Origin of the sequence: Paenibacillus sp. FSL R7-277 (genome assembly GCF_000517965.1) — a bacterium.
Lineage (GTDB): Bacteria > Bacillota > Bacilli > Paenibacillales > Paenibacillaceae > Paenibacillus_AQ > Paenibacillus_AQ silagei.
In genome coordinates this window covers 84356-100387 of record NZ_ASPX01000006.1, presented here as the reverse complement: position 1 = coordinate 100387, position 16032 = coordinate 84356, and the positions used below count along the sequence as shown (strand labels likewise).

Sequence of the window (16032 nt, the reverse complement as noted above, 5' to 3'; positions counted from 1 at the left end):
CGTACGATTAACAATAGAGGTGGAGAAGCATGATACAATCCTATGAACGCGATACTCAGTTGACCCTGCATTTGTACAGAGTTTTTGCCAAGTCCTTCAAGAGCATTAACGAGCATGCTGTAACCGGCAGCAAGATCGAAGGCTTCAACCCGACCGCCTTCGCAGTCATGGAGGTTCTCTATTACAAAGGTCCGCAGCCGATCCAGCAGATCGGTGCCAAGCTGCTGCTGCAGAGCGGCAACGTTACTTATGTGATCGACAAGCTGGAAGAACGCGGCTACCTGCAGCGCAAGCCTTGCCCCAGTGACCGCCGTGTTATTTTTGCCGAGCTGACTACCGAGGGCGAACGCCTGATGAACGAGATGTATCCGAAGTACTCGGAGCGCCTGCATCTGGCCTTCAGCGGACTCAGCGACGAAGAGAAGGAACAGATGATTGTGCTGCTGAAGAAGATGGGCCTGCAGGCCGAGAAGCTCTCCCCGCTCCCGCGCAAATAAGGGTAGTTGAGGAATCGGCGGTTGTGAATCTATTCACTAATTAAGCCAATGTAGGGGTTGTTCCAAAAAGCAGGTAACGGCTGCTTGGAACAGCCCTTTGTTTTGAGCAGGATCAGGCGTAAGCAGCTTGTAAGGAGCAGCTTTGTTGCACATCTTGCAGGATTCCTTTATAAAAGTTACTGACTGAAGCACAATGTTGCATTATTTGCACAAATTCCGATGTTTAGAGCAAGTTAGCGCTAAATTTGTTGCATTTCCTGCAGGATTTCAGCATAAACCGCTCCTACGGGGCAATATTCTTGCACTTTTTGCAAGATTTCTCTATAATCCACAATAGAAGAAAATCATAGTTCCCTAAATAAACACAAAAAATCGCTCGTTCTGGTAAATGGAAGATCCGCCATCCATCCCCAAAGGAGCGATTTTTGTATGTTCAAGCCCTCACTCGATAAATCTCCTAATCAGGACAATCCGTGCTAAGACTTGAAGCTTAACGCTTCGATGGTGTATTTACTTCCTGTATGGAAGGCACCCCTTGGTCAAGACGCACCGAGATTACCAGGGAGATCACAGCGAACACTGCCATCACGATGAACAGGGAGTGCAGACCGCCCTCCAGCGCACCTTGCAGACTGCTCCAGGCTTCCTTAGGCAGCACGCTTCCGCTATGCGGGTTAAGCAGCTGGTTAATATCTGCGCCGGAGGCGGCTGCCCCCGGCTGTTCCGCCAGGCTCCGGTCAATACTGAAGTTCAGCCAAGAGCCGAAGATTGCCACCCCCACCGTCTGCCCGAGTGAGCGGGTGAAGGTGTTCAGTGCCGTAGACGCACCGCGCTGCTCATGCTGCACCGAGGACTGGGCGATAATGGTGAAGACGGTCGAGGCATAGCCGAAGCCCACCCCGCAGAATAGCATCAGCACCAGAAGCAGCAGCTGCGAGGAGTCTGCATTCATCAGCGTAAGCCCCACGGCTGCGATAACAATCAGCGAGAGGCCGAGCATTCCCGTACGGCGCGTGCCTGCACGCAGAATCATCCGCCCGCCCGCGATGGAGCCCAGCATCCAGCCGACCGACATCGGTGCCAGTAGCAGGCCCGAGAGAGCGGCGCTTTTGCCGAAAACGCCCTGCACCCACAGCGGAACATACGTAGACAGCCCGATAATGAGCGTGCTGACCAGCAGATTCGCACCTGTAGAGACTGCAATATTACGGATGGAGAACAGCTCCAGCGGCAGCATCGGCTCGGCGGCCCGGCGCTCCACGAACAGGAACACCACGAGCAGCAAGACAGCCGCCAGGAGAATAGCCAGCAGCAGCGGAGAATTCCAGGGCAGACTCTGCCCCCCAGTCGTCAGGCCAAACAGCAGCGCCCCCATTCCCGCAGCGAACAGCAGCACTCCGGCTACATCGATCTTCGTCTTGCGGCGGACCTTCTCTTCCTTAAGATAACGCGAGATGAAGATAATCGACAGCAGGCCGAACGGCAGATTGAACACGAATACCCAGCGCCAGCTTAAGTAATCCACTACATAACCGCCAAGCAGCGGCCCGACCAGCGAAGAAATCCCCCACACTGAGCTAAGCAGCCCCTGCGTCTTCGCCCGTTCCTTCAGACTGTAGATATCTCCAATAATGGTAAAAGTCATCGGAATCAGCGCCCCCGCACCAATCCCCTGAATCCCCCGGTAAATAATCAGCTGCTGCATACTCTGCGAGACTCCGCATAACAGCGAGCCTGCGAGGAAGACTACGGCGCCGCCAATGAACACGGGCTTCCTTCCGATCAGATCGCTCAATTTGCCAAAAATCGGCGTGGTCACTGCCATCGCCAGCAGATAAGCTGTAAAGATCCAGCTCAGCCACTGCATCCCCTGGAAATCCCCTACGATGGCCGGCCCCGCCGGACCCGTTACCGTCCCTTCAATCGCTGCCAGAAATGTAGCCAGCAGTACGCCTGTCAATATTAACTTCCGCTGCTTGTCCCCCAGTGAACTCAATGAATCCATACCTTCTCTCTATGTTCTCTCTCCTGCGCCCGTATCTCCTTGCAGCAGGGAATACATCACTACATCCTGATAGCCCGATGCTGTATGCCGGTATTGCCGCAGCAGGCCTTCCTGCCGGAAGCCAAGTCCCGTGAGCAGACGCTCTGCCCGAAGGTTGCCCGGATGGCACAAGGCTTCCAACCGGTTCAGCCCCATGCTCTGGAAGCCGAACGCAAGCGCAAGCGTAAGCGCTTCCTGCATGTACCCCTGGCGCATGGCTGCCGGTGACAGCTCGAAGCCGATCTCTCCCCGGTAAGCGCCTTGAAGCTGCCAGTGGTTATAGCCGCAGCTGCCGATGACACGGCCTTCCGGCCCCAGGATGCTCCAGCGCAGGCTCTCTTCCTCCACCGCCCACTCCGCCAGCAGGGCAATCAGTGCTTCCGTATCCTCCACAGAGGACAGAGGCGGGCCATCCAGCCAGGGCGCTACTTCCGGATGGCTCCAAATCGCGAACAGCGCCTGTGCGTCCGCCGGCAGCATCGCCCGCAGACGTACCCTCCGTCCGCTTAATTCCGGAATAACCCCTCCGCACACATACATGTTCCCGTCCCCTTTCAACCCTATCAGTATACATCTTATTCTGCCCGGACGGCGTATTTACCTGTCACTCCCGCTTATCCATCACAAATAGCGTCTGCCCCCATGGCTTGCCGCCACACGGTCAGACGCTGTACCTTATCCCTAATGTTATATTCCATTCGGTGCAGCTACGTTCAGACTTAACCCGAAGCACCCGCTGCCTTAACCGGCTTAAGCACTTCGGTGCACAGTACACCAAGCTTGGCCTGAATGGCTTTGAACTCTTCGATTCCTGTTCCCGTGACACTATAAGCGTCGCCATGGGCGGTGAGGAAATTCTCCTGGGTCAGCCGTTCCAGCTCCTGTTTCACTTCGCGCTCCGCCACCCGATACCCCAGGTTCTCCAGCTCCGGCAGCATTTCCGTTAGTGTCAGATCCTTCTCATGTGCACAATATAGCATATGGATTCCAATAAACAAGTTCTGTACGTCGGCGCGCATGTTTCACTCCTTCTGGCTACTAGCCTGCTGTATTTATAAAAGCATTACCCTGCCCTGAGTTCCCGGAAACATCCCCGCTTAAGTAATCCTTGCTTCTTCCTCTTCTTCCACTAAGCGGTAAAACCTGTTAATCCCCCGTTAATGCTTGACGTATAGCGCTTCACTGTACTATCTTGATAGTTAACAGTTATGGGATTCATACTGACTCAAGGTACAGGAAGGTGATGCTTCATGTTTCAAGCCATGCCTTATGATGGCACTCGCAGCGAACGGTTCGAAGCCGTTCTCAGCCAGCTCGGGGCACTGATGGAGGGTGAACCGAACGCCATTGCCAACTTGGCCAACGCTTCGGCGCTGTTAAAGCTCTCTCTGCCGGACACCAACTGGACCGGTTTCTACTTGTACGACGGCACAGAGCTGGTGCTCGGCCCCTTCCAGGGACTTCCGGCCTGCATCCGGATTCCGCTGGGCCGCGGTGTCTGCGGAACCGCAGCCGCCGAGCGCCGCACGCTAGTGGTCGGCGATGTTCATGCCTTCCCGGGGCATATTGCCTGCGATGCTGCCTCTAACAGCGAAATAGTTGTTCCTCTGGTCAAAGGGGACACCCTCTATGGCGTACTGGATATCGACAGCCCGCTCAAGCACCGCTTCGACGACGAGGAGCGCCGCTTCCTCGAACGGTTCGCAGCCATGGTATCCGAGGTGCTGTAAGGCTAGCCTTCATCATCAGCAGCAAGTAAGTTCTGAACCGCAAAATACCCCCACAAAGTGGAGCTTAGCTTTGATGATGACTCAGGTACTTTGCGGGGACCCCAAAACATATCAATTCTTATGTACCAAAGAAGCCGCCCCAACGCAGGATTTTTTCCTGGATAGGGCGGCTTTTGCTTTGCTGTTCTGATTATACCGCCTGGAGCTGCGGCTATGAAGCTGCAGCCTGTACCGATGGCGTTACAGCCGGACCGGATCGATATGCCAGATCTCGGCGGCGTAGCGGCTAATCGTATTGTCGCTGGAGAATTTGCCGGAATGGCCGATATTGATGATGGACTTCTTCAGCCATTCCTTCTGGTTCCGGTAAGCCAGGTCAATCTTGACATGGGTCTCCACATAGCTGGCGAAATCCTTAAGCACGAAGAATTCGTCATTGTTATCAATCAGCGACTGAAAGAGTGTATCGAACTCCTGGGCATGGGAGATGAAGGGGCCAGGGACGATTAGCTGATCCAAGACTTCTTTTACCCGGCCGTCGCCATTATAGATATCGCGGGCGTGGTATCCGCCGTACTGGTAATAATCAAGTACCTGCTCTGCCCGGAGGCCGAACAGGAACATATTATTGTCCCCTACCATCTCATGCATCTCCACGTTAGCCCCGTCCATGGTTCCAATCGTCAGCGCACCGTTCATCATGAACTTCATATTGCCGGTACCAGAGGCTTCCTTACTTGCCGTGGAGATCTGCTCGCTAACATCGGCGGCCGGAATAATCTTCTCCGCCAGCGATACCGAATAATTCTCCAGGAAGAAGATACGGATCTTCCCGTTAATGTCAGGATCTCGGTTCACAACATCAGCCACCGTATTGATCAGCTTAATGATCCGCTTGGCCAGATGATAGCTTGGAGCAGCCTTGGCACCGAAGATGAAGGTCCGCGGCACGATATTAATGGATGGATTATCCTTGATTTGATTATACAAATGCATAATATGAAGCACGTTCAGCAGCTGGCGCTTATAGGCATGCAGGCGCTTGACCTGTACATCGAAGATCGAGTCGGGATCTACCGCAATACCATGCTTTTTCGTGATATATTCAGCCAAATGCAGCTTGTTGCGGCGTTTGATGGCGGCCACCTGCTCCTGGAAGGAGGCATCCTCACTGTATTTGATCAGTCCGATCATCTCCTGGGGCTGATGCATCCAGCGGGTGCCAATGGACTCGCTGATCAGTCCGGCAAGCTCGGGATTGGCATGCTGCAGCCAGCGGCGGTGCGTAATGCCGTTGGTCTTGTTATTGAAGCGGTGCGGATACATCTCATTGAACAGCCGCATCTCACGCTTTTGCAGAATCTCCGTATGCAGCGCCGCTACACCGTTCACACTGTGGCTGGCGACAATCGCCAGATGTGCCATCCGTACTTGATCGTCATGGATGATCGCCATCTGATTGATCCGGTCCTGGTCTCCGGGATATTTACTCATCAGCTCGCCGCAGAAGCGGGCGTTAATCTCCTCAATAATCAGGAAGATGCGCGGAAGCAGCTCTCTGACCATGCCGATCGGCCACTTCTCCAGTGCTTCGCTCAGAATGGTATGGTTGGTATACGACACCATCCGGGTAGTCATGCTCCAGGCCTGATCCCAGCCCAGATGATAGACATCCATCAGGATGCGCATCAGCTCAGGGATCACCAGCGTAGGATGAGTGTCATTGATATGCAGAGCTACCTTGTCAGGCAGGCTGTCAATCGGCAGACCCGTCTTAGCGAAGGTCCGGATAATACTCTGCAGGCCGGCACTGCACATGAAGTACTGCTGCTTCAGACGAAGCAGCTTGCCTTCGTACTGGGAATCATCGGGATACAGGAATTCAGAGATAGATTCCACCGAACGCTTGTATTCCAGGAACTTGTGATAATCCGTACCGCCCTGAGCGCCGAAGACTCTCGATGGCTGGGTGATGGACTCGGCACTCCAGTTCCGCAGCGTGTTCACATGTCTGCGGTCTGCACCGATAACCGGAATATCATACGGAACCGCCCGTACGGCTTCATAATCTCTATGCTCGAATACAAGCTCTTCGTTCTCCCAGCGGGTGTCCACCTGTCCCCAGAAATGTACCTCGACCTGTTTGTCCTCGCGGCGTACTTCCCACACGTTGTCATTCTGCAGCCAGTAATCGGGCAGCTCCACCTGATAGCCGTCTACAATCTTCTGCTCGAACAAGCCGTATTTATAACGGATACCGCAGCCGTGTCCCGCATATTGCAGGGAAGCGAGCGAATCCAGGAAGCAGGCGGCCAGGCGGCCCAGCCCACCGTTGCCCAGACCGGCATCGGCTTCCACCTCTTCGATATCCTGCAGACAGAAGCCCAGATCCGCGAGGCCCTCACGGACAACCTCCAGCACGCCCATATTCAGCAGGTTATTGCCCAGCAGCCTGCCGATCAGGAATTCCATGGAGAAATAATATACCTGCTTATCCTTATCGATCTTGAACTTCTGATTGGTGTCCGCCCAGTCCTTACCGGCACTCTCCCGGATCATGTTGCCGAGAATATTATAGATGTCGGCGTTCGAAGCTTCTTCAAGCGGCTTGCCTAATTTCCCGATGAGTTTCTCACGGAACACTTGTTTGAAAGTCTCTTTATCGTTGAACAACAGCAGGTTCCTCCTTACAGATGCATGTATTGGTTGAAATTAGTGCCTATTACAACACTGGATCAGAAGAAATGCCCCGAAGTGGCACATTCCCCCTGATCCAGATATTATATCTTGCTGCTCTTGGCAATGACAAATGGACGCCTGCTGTCTCCAACGAGTATCCGGTCTTTGCTGAGATGCACATCTTTGTCCATGATCACATTCTCAATCACGGCATTCTCTTCAATCACGCATTTCTGCATAATCACAGAATTAATAATTCTCGCACCCTTACGAATCTGTACGCCCCGGAAAATAACGCTGTTCTCCACCGTCCCGGCGATTACACAGCCGTTGGCCACCAGCGAGTTGCTGACCGACGCACTATCCAGATAACGGGTAGGCGCCTCGTATTTAATCTTGGTCTGCACCGGATTCTCTTTAAACAGGCCAAAGTAATTCTCCTGCTTCAGCAGCTCCAGACTGTTCTTATAGTAACTCTCCAGCGAATTGATAACGGCATGGTAACCCTTATATTCATAGGCGGAGATTTTGAATTTGTGGCGGTTCTTCTGAATGGCATCGCGGAAGAAATAGCTCTCGCCATGGGCAATGCAATGCTCCACCTGCTCCAGGAACAGTTTCTTCTCCATAATGAAGATGTCCAGATACACATTCGGATGATGCTTCTCATGGTGAATATTCGTAACGAGGTTGTCGTCATTAAGCTCGACCCGCAGACACGGATCATGCTCCGGCTGAAGCTCGTCAATCTGCTTGTAGACCATCGTTACATCCGCGCCCTGCTCCAGGTGATACTGATAGAGGTCCTGCAGATCCACCGTGTTAATGTGCTGGCTGCCGGAGAAGACGATGTATTTGGCCGAAGCCCTTTTGAAGAAATCCAGATTGTTATGATAATGCTGCAGGTCTCCCAGGGAGGTGTCCGTAGGGTCATTCCAGTCTGGCGGCAGGATGAACAGTCCGCCGTGCTTACGGTTCATATCCCACGATTTGCCGTCACCGAGATGATCCATCAGCGACCGGTATTTGCGGCGGACGAACAGTCCCACGCTCTCCAGCTCTGCACGCATCATGTTGGACAAAACGAAATCAATCAGCCGGTACCGGCTGGCGAAGGGGACCGCTGCCCCGCAGCGGAAATAGGTCAGTTCATTTAAATTATCCAATTCATGATCAAGATTAATTACACCCATAAGCTCTTTCATCGGAATCCCCCGCCCTCTTGTGGTTATATGGTTTTGGCTGCTACAGATTTGAGCTTCTTGCTTCGTTTGTCGATCAGCAGAATTTCATTCTCATTCTCCCGGTCGACGCCGATTTCCATATTATCCTCAATGACCGTGTTCTGACTGATGATGGCTTTATGAATTCTCACGTTCTTGCCGATCTTCACCTTGGGCATAATGACAGAGTCGGTGATGACACTGCCTTCGCCCACTTCAACCCCGTAAAAGAGGACAGAGTGCTTCACCTCGCCATGCACGATGCAGCCCTCATTAATGATGCAGCTCGATACCTTGGCTCCCGGTGCCACATATTGTGCGGGCTGATTCGGATTACGGGTGAAGATTCTCCAGCCGGTATCGTTCAGATTCAGGGGAGGCGTATCGCTCAGAAGATCCATATTCGCTTCCCACAGACTGTCTACCGTACCTACATCTCTCCAGTAGCCTTCAAAAGGATAAGCGTACAGGGATTGGCCTTCACCCAGCATCATCGGAATAATGTCCTTACCGAAGTCATGGGATGATCCGGCGTTCTCCCCGTCCTCAAGCAGATGCTTGCGCAGAACATCCCATTTGAAAATATATACCCCCATAGAAGCAAGTGTGCTCTTAGGCTGGGCCGGCTTCTCTTCGAACTCGTAAATCTTCAGATCATCTTCCGTATTCAGTATGCCGAAGCGGCTCGCTTCCTCCAATGGAACGTCAATAACCGAGATGGTGCAGTCGGCGTTCTTGGATTTGTGATATTGCAGCATGGCATGATAATCCATCTTGTAAATATGGTCACCCGACAGAATTAACACATGCTCCGGATCGAATTGATCCACGAACTTAAGATTGCGGTAAATGGCATCCGCCGTTCCCCGGTACCAGCTGCTTCCATTCTCCCGTTCATGCGGAGGCAATACGAATACGCCGCCATCCTTGCGGTTCAAATCCCAGTCGCTTCCGACTCCGATATACGAATGCAGCACCAGCGGTTCATATTGTGTCAGCACACCCACGGTATCGATGCCCGAATTCGAGCAGTTACTTAGGGGGAAGTCGATGATCCGGTAGGTTCCTCCGAAATAAACAGCCGGTTTGGCAATCGATTTGGTCAAACTTTTTAATCTTTTCCCTTGGCCTCCCGCCAATAGCATGGCTACCATCTCTTTTTTCTTCATGGAAGAGCCTCCTTGACTTATGGGTAATGGAACATGTAATAAATTAGGTTGAATGAGTGATGCTGTGAAGTTAGACCTAAGTAAATACCCTAAAAAGAAGTGTTGTGAAAAGATGTAGCCCAAAAGAAATGCAGAGACAGGATGAATACGGGTGATACGGGGAGGAAAACAGCTGATCGGGACATATTACCGGTTAAGCCGAATGAAAAGCAAAAACCAGGTTGTATCCTTTATTCTAATAGTGTTCTATACCCGCCGTCAAAACCCTTTATTGCCTGCCTTAAACTGAGTAAATTCTAACTATATTTCATATTCATGGCGCGATAAATCACTATAATTAGATTAATATGATTAACCGCAATCAGCGCGAATGAATCGAAGGTTTGGCTCCAAAGACCTATTTTCAGCAAACCTTCAACCTGTGGCTTCAAACTATGGACATACTATACTTACTTAATTACTGGATATGGAGGAATTGCTAATGAAAGCAGCCCAAGGTGTCCGGCTACTCCTGGTGGATGATGAGCCTCATATCCTTCAGTTTCTGGAGCTGGGCCTAATTAACGAAGGCTTTGAGGTACAGACCGCCGCCGATGGCGCTGAGGCCCTGGCAGCAGCGGCCGACTTCAAGCCGCATGTCGTCATCCTTGATGTGATGATGCCCGGCATGGACGGATTCGAGGTCTGCCGGTGCCTCCGCGCTGAGGAAGCAGAGGTGGCGATCATCATGCTTACTGCCAAGGATGAGGTGGACGACCGCGTCACGGGCCTGTCCCTGGGCGCAGATGATTACATGGTGAAGCCGTTCAGCTTCGAGGAGCTGCTGGCCCGGATTCAGGCCCGGCTGCGCAACCAGTTCCCCGGCCTGCTCGGCGAGGTCCGCTGCGGCCCCTTCCGGATTGACGGCCGCCGCAAGGAGATCCGCCATAAGGAGGAGGTGCTGGAGCTGTCTCCGACCGAATATGAGCTGCTGCAGTATCTGGTGATCAACCACGGACTGGTCCTGAGCAAGCCGATGATTCTGGACAAGGTGTGGGGCTATGACTTCGGCGGAGAGGAGAATATCGTGGAGGTCTATATCCGCTCCCTCCGGGAGAAGCTCGGCGACAAGGAGCACCGGATCATCCGCACCCTGCGCGGGGCGGGGTACCGGGTGGATCTGGTATGACTGCCCGGACCCGTAGATTCACGGGCAGATTCCATGCTCCGCGTTCCCTGCGCAAGCAGTTGCTCGTCACCTCGCTGCTCATTCTCTCAGGATTGCTTATACTGATCGGCACACTCCAGTATGTACTCATGCGAAATTTCATATACAGCAACCGGGCAGAGGCGATGGAGACCCAGATACGCTCTGTGCCATTTGAAATCTTCAATAATGCAGGTAACAGACGACCCGGAGGAGACCGTCGTCCCCTGCTGCTGGACGCCCATACTACCCTCGCTATCTACAATCAGGATGGCGGCTTCATGGATTTGAAGGAAGAGACTCTGTCCGCTTCACCTGCACCGAGAATGAGTAATGAGGCTTATGACCAGCTGTTGAAGCTCCCCCAGGACAAGAGGGGCGGGAATTACCAGTTGATTACCGCCGGGGATGGCAGCGGACATCTGGCTGTCTTCATGAATCTGGGCAGGCCCGGTGCTGCCCGGATGCTTCTGCAGATGACAGTGGAGACCGGACCGCTGAGGGATGTCATCCTGCAGCAGCTGCTTATCTTCGGCGCATTGTCGGTAGCGGCTCTGCTGGCCGGGCTGCTGCTGTATTTGCCTACGCTGCGCAAGACACTGGTCCCCTTATCCAACATGGGGCGTTCGGCCCAGATTATCGATGCCGGCAACCTGAATGTGCGGTTCCCCGAGGAGCAGGGCCAGCTTGAGATCGACCAGCTCTCCCAGTCCTTCAACGGCATGCTGGAGCGGCTGGAGATTTCGTTCAAGAATGAGCGGGAGGCGAAAGAGCAGATGCGCCGGTTCGCCGCCGATGCTTCCCATGAGCTGCGGACGCCGCTGACGTCCATCTACGGCTTCCTGGAGGTGCTGCTGCGCGGAGCTGCCGATAACCGGGAACAGCTCTACAGCGCGCTCAGCAGCATGCACGGTGAAGCCAAGCGGATCAACAAGCTGGTGGAGGACCTGCTTCTGCTCGCCCGGATGGACGGCGCACCCCGGCTGCAGGTCAAGCAGGTACTGCTGGGCGAGCTGATTGACGACATGCAGGCGCAGCTGCGGGTACTGGCCGGAGAGCGGCAGGTCGTCTTCGACCTGGCCTACGGCATCCGTTGCCTGGTTGATCCTGATCAGATCAGACAGGTCCTTCTTAATCTATTCCACAATGCGGTTCAGCATACCGATGCGGTCAAGGGCATCATCCATATATCTCTGCACGCCGCAGGAGAACTGGCAGAGCTGACCGTGAAGGATAACGGTTCCGGCATCTCTGCGGAGCATCTCCCGCATGTCTTCGACCGCTTCTATCGCAGCGATTCCTCCCGCACACGCAAATACGGCGGCTCCGGGCTTGGGTTATCGATTACGAGGTCCATTGCAGAAGCGCATCACGGAGAGGTGACGGTATCCAGCGCTCCGGGTGAGGGCGCTGCCTTCAAGGTCTCCCTTCCATGCCTGCGGGATTAGCCAATGAGCTGTAAATAGCGATATAATAGTAGGCAGGAATGAAGTGAGTTTTGCGAAGTGGTTCCATGAGGTTTATGCTATCAAAACTTTTAGGAGGGTATCTCATGTACGAAATCGCCATTATCGGTGCCGGTCCTGCCGGTGCAAGCGCCGCCCTGTTCGCTGCCAAGGCCGGCAAAAAAACACTGCTGATTGACAACGACAAAGGTATGACCCGCAGAGGCTGGTATGAGAATTATTACGGAATTAGCGAGATCGGCGGACCTGATCTGGTAGAAACCGGACATAAGCAGGCCGTGAAGTTCGGGGCCGAGCTGGTTGCCGGACAGGCGACCTCACTGGAAGCCAGCGGTGAGGGCTTCGTCATCGGGACAGAGAGCGGAGCTGCTTATGAAGCTAAGCATGTCGTGCTGGCGACAGGTGTTCTGACGGATCTGGCTGCCGCAGCCGGGGTAACGACCAAAGAAGGTACGGAGCCAAGAATCAAGACGGTGATTGCCTCCACACCGGAAGGCAGAACCAACATCGACGGGATCTGGGCCGCCGGAACTGTGGCCGGGATGAGTGTTCATGCAATAATCACTGCCGGGGACGGCGCCAAGGTTGCCGTTAACATTATCAGTGAGCTGAACGGCGCACGTTATGTCGATCACGATTTGCTGAAGGCTTAGCAGATACAGCTGTTACATAAGAACCGCCTTTCCTTTTTGGAGGAGAGGCGGTTCTTTGATGTGGAAGGAATATGGTTATTTGTTGAGACTGGCGACTCTCTGCTCCTGCGCGCTCTGCTGCGGCCTGCCGCTGTAGAATTCCTGAACGATGTAGAGGGGACGGCCCTTCGATTCATCATAGATCCGTCCGACATACTCCCCCAGAATACCCAGCATGAGCAGCACGAACCCGTTGAAGGTCAAGGTGATCCCGATCATCGATGCCCAGCCCTTCACGGCCGCATCCGTGAAGAGCGCCAGATACAGCACATACATCAGGTACAGAAACCCGGATACGGACAGCAGTGCTCCAAGAACACCCGCCAGCTTCAGCGGCTTATAAGAGAAGGAGGTAATGCCGTCCAGCGACAGCTTCAGCATCCGTCTGAACGGATATTTGGTCTCTCCGGCCAGCCGCTCCTCCCGCTCGTATTCTATCGCCTTCTGGCGGAATCCGACCCAGCTGACCAGACCGCGCACGAAGCGGTTCTTCTCCGGCAGACGCTTCAGCTCATCGCAGACTCTGCGGTCCATCAGGCGGAAATCACCGGTGTCCACCGGAATGGAGATATCTGTCGAATAACGCAGCACCCGGTAAAATAAGCTGGCTGTCCACTTTTTAAACAGGGACTCTCCGTTTCGCTTGATCCGCTTGGCATACACGACCTGGTAGCCTTGCTTCCACTCCGCAATCATCTCCGGAATCAGCTCGGGCGGGTCCTGGAGATCCGCGTCAATGATCACGACCGCATCGCCCAGCGCATAATCCATACCCGCGGTAATAGCGACCTGATGCCCGAAATTGCGGGACAGATCGATCAGCTTCACACTTTCATCCCAATAGCTGTATTCCTCGATCATCTGCGCGCAGTTGTCGGTGCTGCCGTCATTGACGAAGATCAGCTCGTAGGGCTCGCCTGTTATGCCCATTACTTTTTTGATGCGCCGGTAGGTCTCCTGAATAACAGCCTCTTCATTGAACATCGGTATTATAATGGAATAGCGCACTTGAACACTCATGGGCAGCTCCTCCTTAAAAATAGTAAGGAAGCGCGCCGGCACACGGCCGGATATACGCGCTTCCTGATCTCCTGCTCATGCAGGTTAGTTCAGGGTGATTTCGTACAAGGTTCCGGCATTGCCGCTGTTCTGCGTTCCCTGCCAGTCTGCGGCCGGAACCTCCGTCCCGTTCGCGGTAATCCATTCCGTAATCTCCGAGCTGCCGCCGCCCCGCATCCCGCCCATGCCGCCGCTGGTGACCAGGAAGTACTTCACTTGCCCGCTCTCTACAAGCTCCTTCAGAGTGGCTGGGGTGTAGGGCGTATCTGACGCATTGAAGCCGTTCAGGATGACGACCTGCTCCCCTTCGTCGATGATATACGGGCCTGCCGTTCCATAATCCATCGCTGCGAACAGATATTTCTCGCCGGTATTATGCTCCTTGAGATAGGTCAGCAGAGACTCATTGATACCGGCAGCGTTATTCCTTCCCCCCATGCCGCCCATGTTGGCTATGTCGGGCATGTTGGCTATGTTGGGCATGTTGCTCATTGCCCCCATCCCGAAGGGGCTGCCGCTATCCGGCCCTGCTGCTGGAGTCATGCTATTATTTCCATAGACAATCGGTGTAAATGCCCAGTAGAGCGGGCCAATCAGCAGCACCAGGAACCCTGCTACCGCAGCGGCATGTAACCAGGAATGCTTAGTCCGTACCGCCTTCAGCAGCCGCAGAATTATTAGCACTACTGTCATTGCAATACCTGCTGCCAGTATGCCCACGGACCAGCCGCTGCCGATGGTATCGTTATACGGACGGATAATGTACACCTCAAGCACCGTTGTAGCCAGCACGGCTGCGGGCAGCAGCCACGACAGCCAGGTCTGCCGCTCCTTATAGTAGCTCCAGAGCTGAGACCAGCCTGCACCTGCCAGCGCCGCCACCGGCGGAGCCATCATAATCAGGTAGTACTGGTGGAAGAAGCCGGCAATGCTGAAGAATCCCATGACCGGAACCAGCCAGGCCAGCCAGAACAGGGCTTCCTTATGCTGCCGGGTGAAGCTCCTGCGGCGCAGGCTGGCCAAGATCCCGATGCTGCCAAACAGCACGAACGGCAGCAGCCAGCTCGCCTGACCGGACAGCTCCTGCTGGAACAGCCGCAGCGGACCGGCAGTGCCTGTGTTGAACATGCCGCCACCGCCCATCCCACCGCGTCCGTTCGGGCTTCCGAACCCGCCGAAGCCGCCGTCCGCTCCTTCACCGCGCCGCCCGCCATCCTGACCGCCCGGTACCATACCGCCACTGCGTCCGTCCTGGCCTGAAGCAGTCCCGCCGCTGTCACGGCTCTGATTGTCCCCGGCAGCGGAATCACGGCCGTTCATCGTCCCTTGTCCGTCCGCGCCCCCTTGTCCGCCAGTTCCATCCATGGGCGGGAATTCACCGCTAAAGTCCGGCATTTCCCCGTTCATTCCGTTCATTCCGGGCATGCCACCGCCGCCGCCGAAGCCCCCGCTCCCGGCTCCTCCAGTGCTGCGGTCACCGGTCAGACGGGACACACCGTTATAGCCAAAAGCCAGATTAAGCACAGAATTGGTGCCGCTGCTCCCGATGTAAGGCCGCTTATCTGCCGGAATGGAATCGACAATTACAGCCCAGGATAGAGACACTGCCAGCAGTACGGCAGTGCAGGCTGCAAGGGTGCCGGTCTTTTTTTTCCAGTTCACCTGGGCTGCCAAAAGATAGAACAGATAAAAGGCCGGAAGAACCATATACGCCTGCAGCATCTTCTCATTGAAGGCGACACCGATAAGCCCGAAGGCGGCGAGCAGGCTACCCGGCCGGTGGGTCCGGGTGCCTCTGAAGAGAAACCATGCTGCCAGCAGTAGAGTGAATACCAGCAGCGCATCAATATTGTTCGTCCGGCTTACTGCCGCTGCTACCGGGGTAGCCGCCATAACGAGCGCTGCAAGCCGTGCCGCCGCCCGTCCGAAGGTTGGCTTCACCAGCAGATAGACTAAGAGTACCGAGCCTACACCGCCGAGCACCTGCGGGAGAATGACACTCCAGCCATGCAGGCCGAAGACCAGCGCGCTTAAGGTCTGCAGCCAGAAGGTTACCGGCGGCTTATCGACCGTTACAGACCCTGCTGAATCCAGGGAAGCGAAGAAGAAGTTATGGAAGCTCTGCAGCATGCTGCCCACTGCGGTTGTATAGTACGTATTGGCATATTGGTCATTCCAGATTCCGTATCCGTACAGGACGGCTGCCAGCAGCATAATCATTACCAGTACAACATCGGTACCCGGCCTCTTCAGTATTTTCATCGTTTGATCCACTCCGATTCGTTCA

General features: G+C 54.4%; 13 protein-coding genes. 5 read left to right on the top strand and 8 right to left on the bottom strand.

Annotated features, from left to right (window positions below; translation table 11 throughout):
• The first annotated feature begins 29 nt into the window (after positions 1-29).
• Positions 30-497: a MarR family winged helix-turn-helix transcriptional regulator gene (locus C173_RS02955; RefSeq protein ID WP_036722277.1), complete on the top strand. Its 468-nt coding sequence runs from the start codon at positions 30-32 to the stop codon at positions 495-497.
• Positions 498-987: 490 nt separating this feature from the next.
• Here the strand turns inward: C173_RS02955 and C173_RS02950 are convergent, their stop codons facing one another.
• The 3 genes from C173_RS02950 to C173_RS02940 form a co-directional block, all read right to left on the bottom strand.
• On the bottom strand, positions 988-2502 hold the full coding sequence (locus C173_RS02950; RefSeq protein WP_036722274.1) for an MDR family MFS transporter: 1515 nt from the start codon (positions 2500-2502) through the stop codon (positions 988-990).
• Positions 2503-2511: 9 nt separating this feature from the next.
• Positions 2512-3081, bottom strand: a complete 570-nt coding sequence (locus tag C173_RS02945; protein ID WP_036722272.1) for a GNAT family N-acetyltransferase — start codon at positions 3079-3081, stop codon at positions 2512-2514.
• A 179-nt stretch (positions 3082-3260) separates the two neighbouring features.
• Positions 3261-3560 carry a hypothetical protein gene (locus tag C173_RS02940; RefSeq protein ID WP_036700151.1) on the bottom strand — a complete coding sequence of 100 codons (300 nt, stop codon included), beginning with the start codon at positions 3558-3560 and terminating at the stop codon, positions 3261-3263.
• Positions 3561-3791: 231 nt separating this feature from the next.
• On the opposite strand from C173_RS02940, the gene C173_RS02935 reads away from it, so the two are divergent.
• Positions 3792-4271, top strand: a complete 480-nt coding sequence (locus C173_RS02935; RefSeq protein WP_036722270.1) for a GAF domain-containing protein — start codon at positions 3792-3794, stop codon at positions 4269-4271.
• Positions 4272-4511: 240 nt separating this feature from the next.
• On the opposite strand, the gene C173_RS02930 is transcribed toward C173_RS02935, so the two are convergent.
• The 3 genes from C173_RS02930 to C173_RS02920 all read right to left on the bottom strand — a co-directional run bounded on the left by C173_RS02930 (position 4512) and on the right by C173_RS02920 (position 9342).
• Complete coding sequence (locus C173_RS02930; protein WP_036722267.1) at positions 4512-6944, bottom strand: glycogen/starch/alpha-glucan phosphorylase; 2433 nt, start codon at positions 6942-6944, stop codon at positions 4512-4514.
• Positions 6945-7051: 107 nt separating this feature from the next.
• The gene (gene glgD / locus C173_RS02925) at positions 7052-8155 is read right to left on the bottom strand and encodes a glucose-1-phosphate adenylyltransferase subunit GlgD (RefSeq protein WP_036722265.1); all 1104 of its coding nucleotides are present in this window, start codon (positions 8153-8155) and stop codon (positions 7052-7054) included.
• Positions 8156-8178: 23 nt separating this feature from the next.
• Positions 8179-9342, bottom strand: coding sequence for a glucose-1-phosphate adenylyltransferase (locus C173_RS02920; protein ID WP_036722262.1), 1164 nt, complete (start codon positions 9340-9342; stop codon positions 8179-8181).
• A gap of 481 nt (positions 9343-9823) precedes the next feature.
• On the opposite strand from C173_RS02920, the gene C173_RS02915 reads away from it, so the two are divergent.
• The 3 genes from C173_RS02915 to C173_RS02905 all read left to right on the top strand — a co-directional run bounded on the left by C173_RS02915 (position 9824) and on the right by C173_RS02905 (position 12647).
• Entirely contained in the window at positions 9824-10510 is a 687-nt protein-coding gene (locus C173_RS02915) for a response regulator transcription factor (RefSeq protein WP_036722260.1), read from the top strand.
• The gene (locus C173_RS02910) at positions 10507-11976 is read left to right on the top strand and encodes a sensor histidine kinase (protein ID WP_036722257.1); all 1470 of its coding nucleotides are present in this window, start codon (positions 10507-10509) and stop codon (positions 11974-11976) included. Before C173_RS02915 ends, C173_RS02910 begins: the two co-directional genes overlap by 4 nt.
• Positions 11977-12080: 104 nt before the next feature.
• A complete protein-coding gene (locus C173_RS02905; RefSeq protein WP_036722255.1) occupies positions 12081-12647 on the top strand; it encodes an FAD-dependent oxidoreductase in 567 nt (188 codons plus the stop codon).
• Between the two features lie 75 nt (positions 12648-12722).
• Here the strand turns inward: C173_RS02905 and C173_RS02900 are convergent, their stop codons facing one another.
• Positions 12723-13706 carry a glycosyltransferase family 2 protein gene (locus C173_RS02900; protein ID WP_036722252.1) on the bottom strand — a complete coding sequence of 328 codons (984 nt, stop codon included), beginning with the start codon at positions 13704-13706 and terminating at the stop codon, positions 12723-12725.
• 84 nt (positions 13707-13790) lie between these two features.
• The gene (locus C173_RS02895) at positions 13791-16007 is read right to left on the bottom strand and encodes a glycosyltransferase family 39 protein (protein WP_036722251.1); all 2217 of its coding nucleotides are present in this window, start codon (positions 16005-16007) and stop codon (positions 13791-13793) included.
• Between the last annotated feature and the right edge of the window lie 25 nt (positions 16008-16032).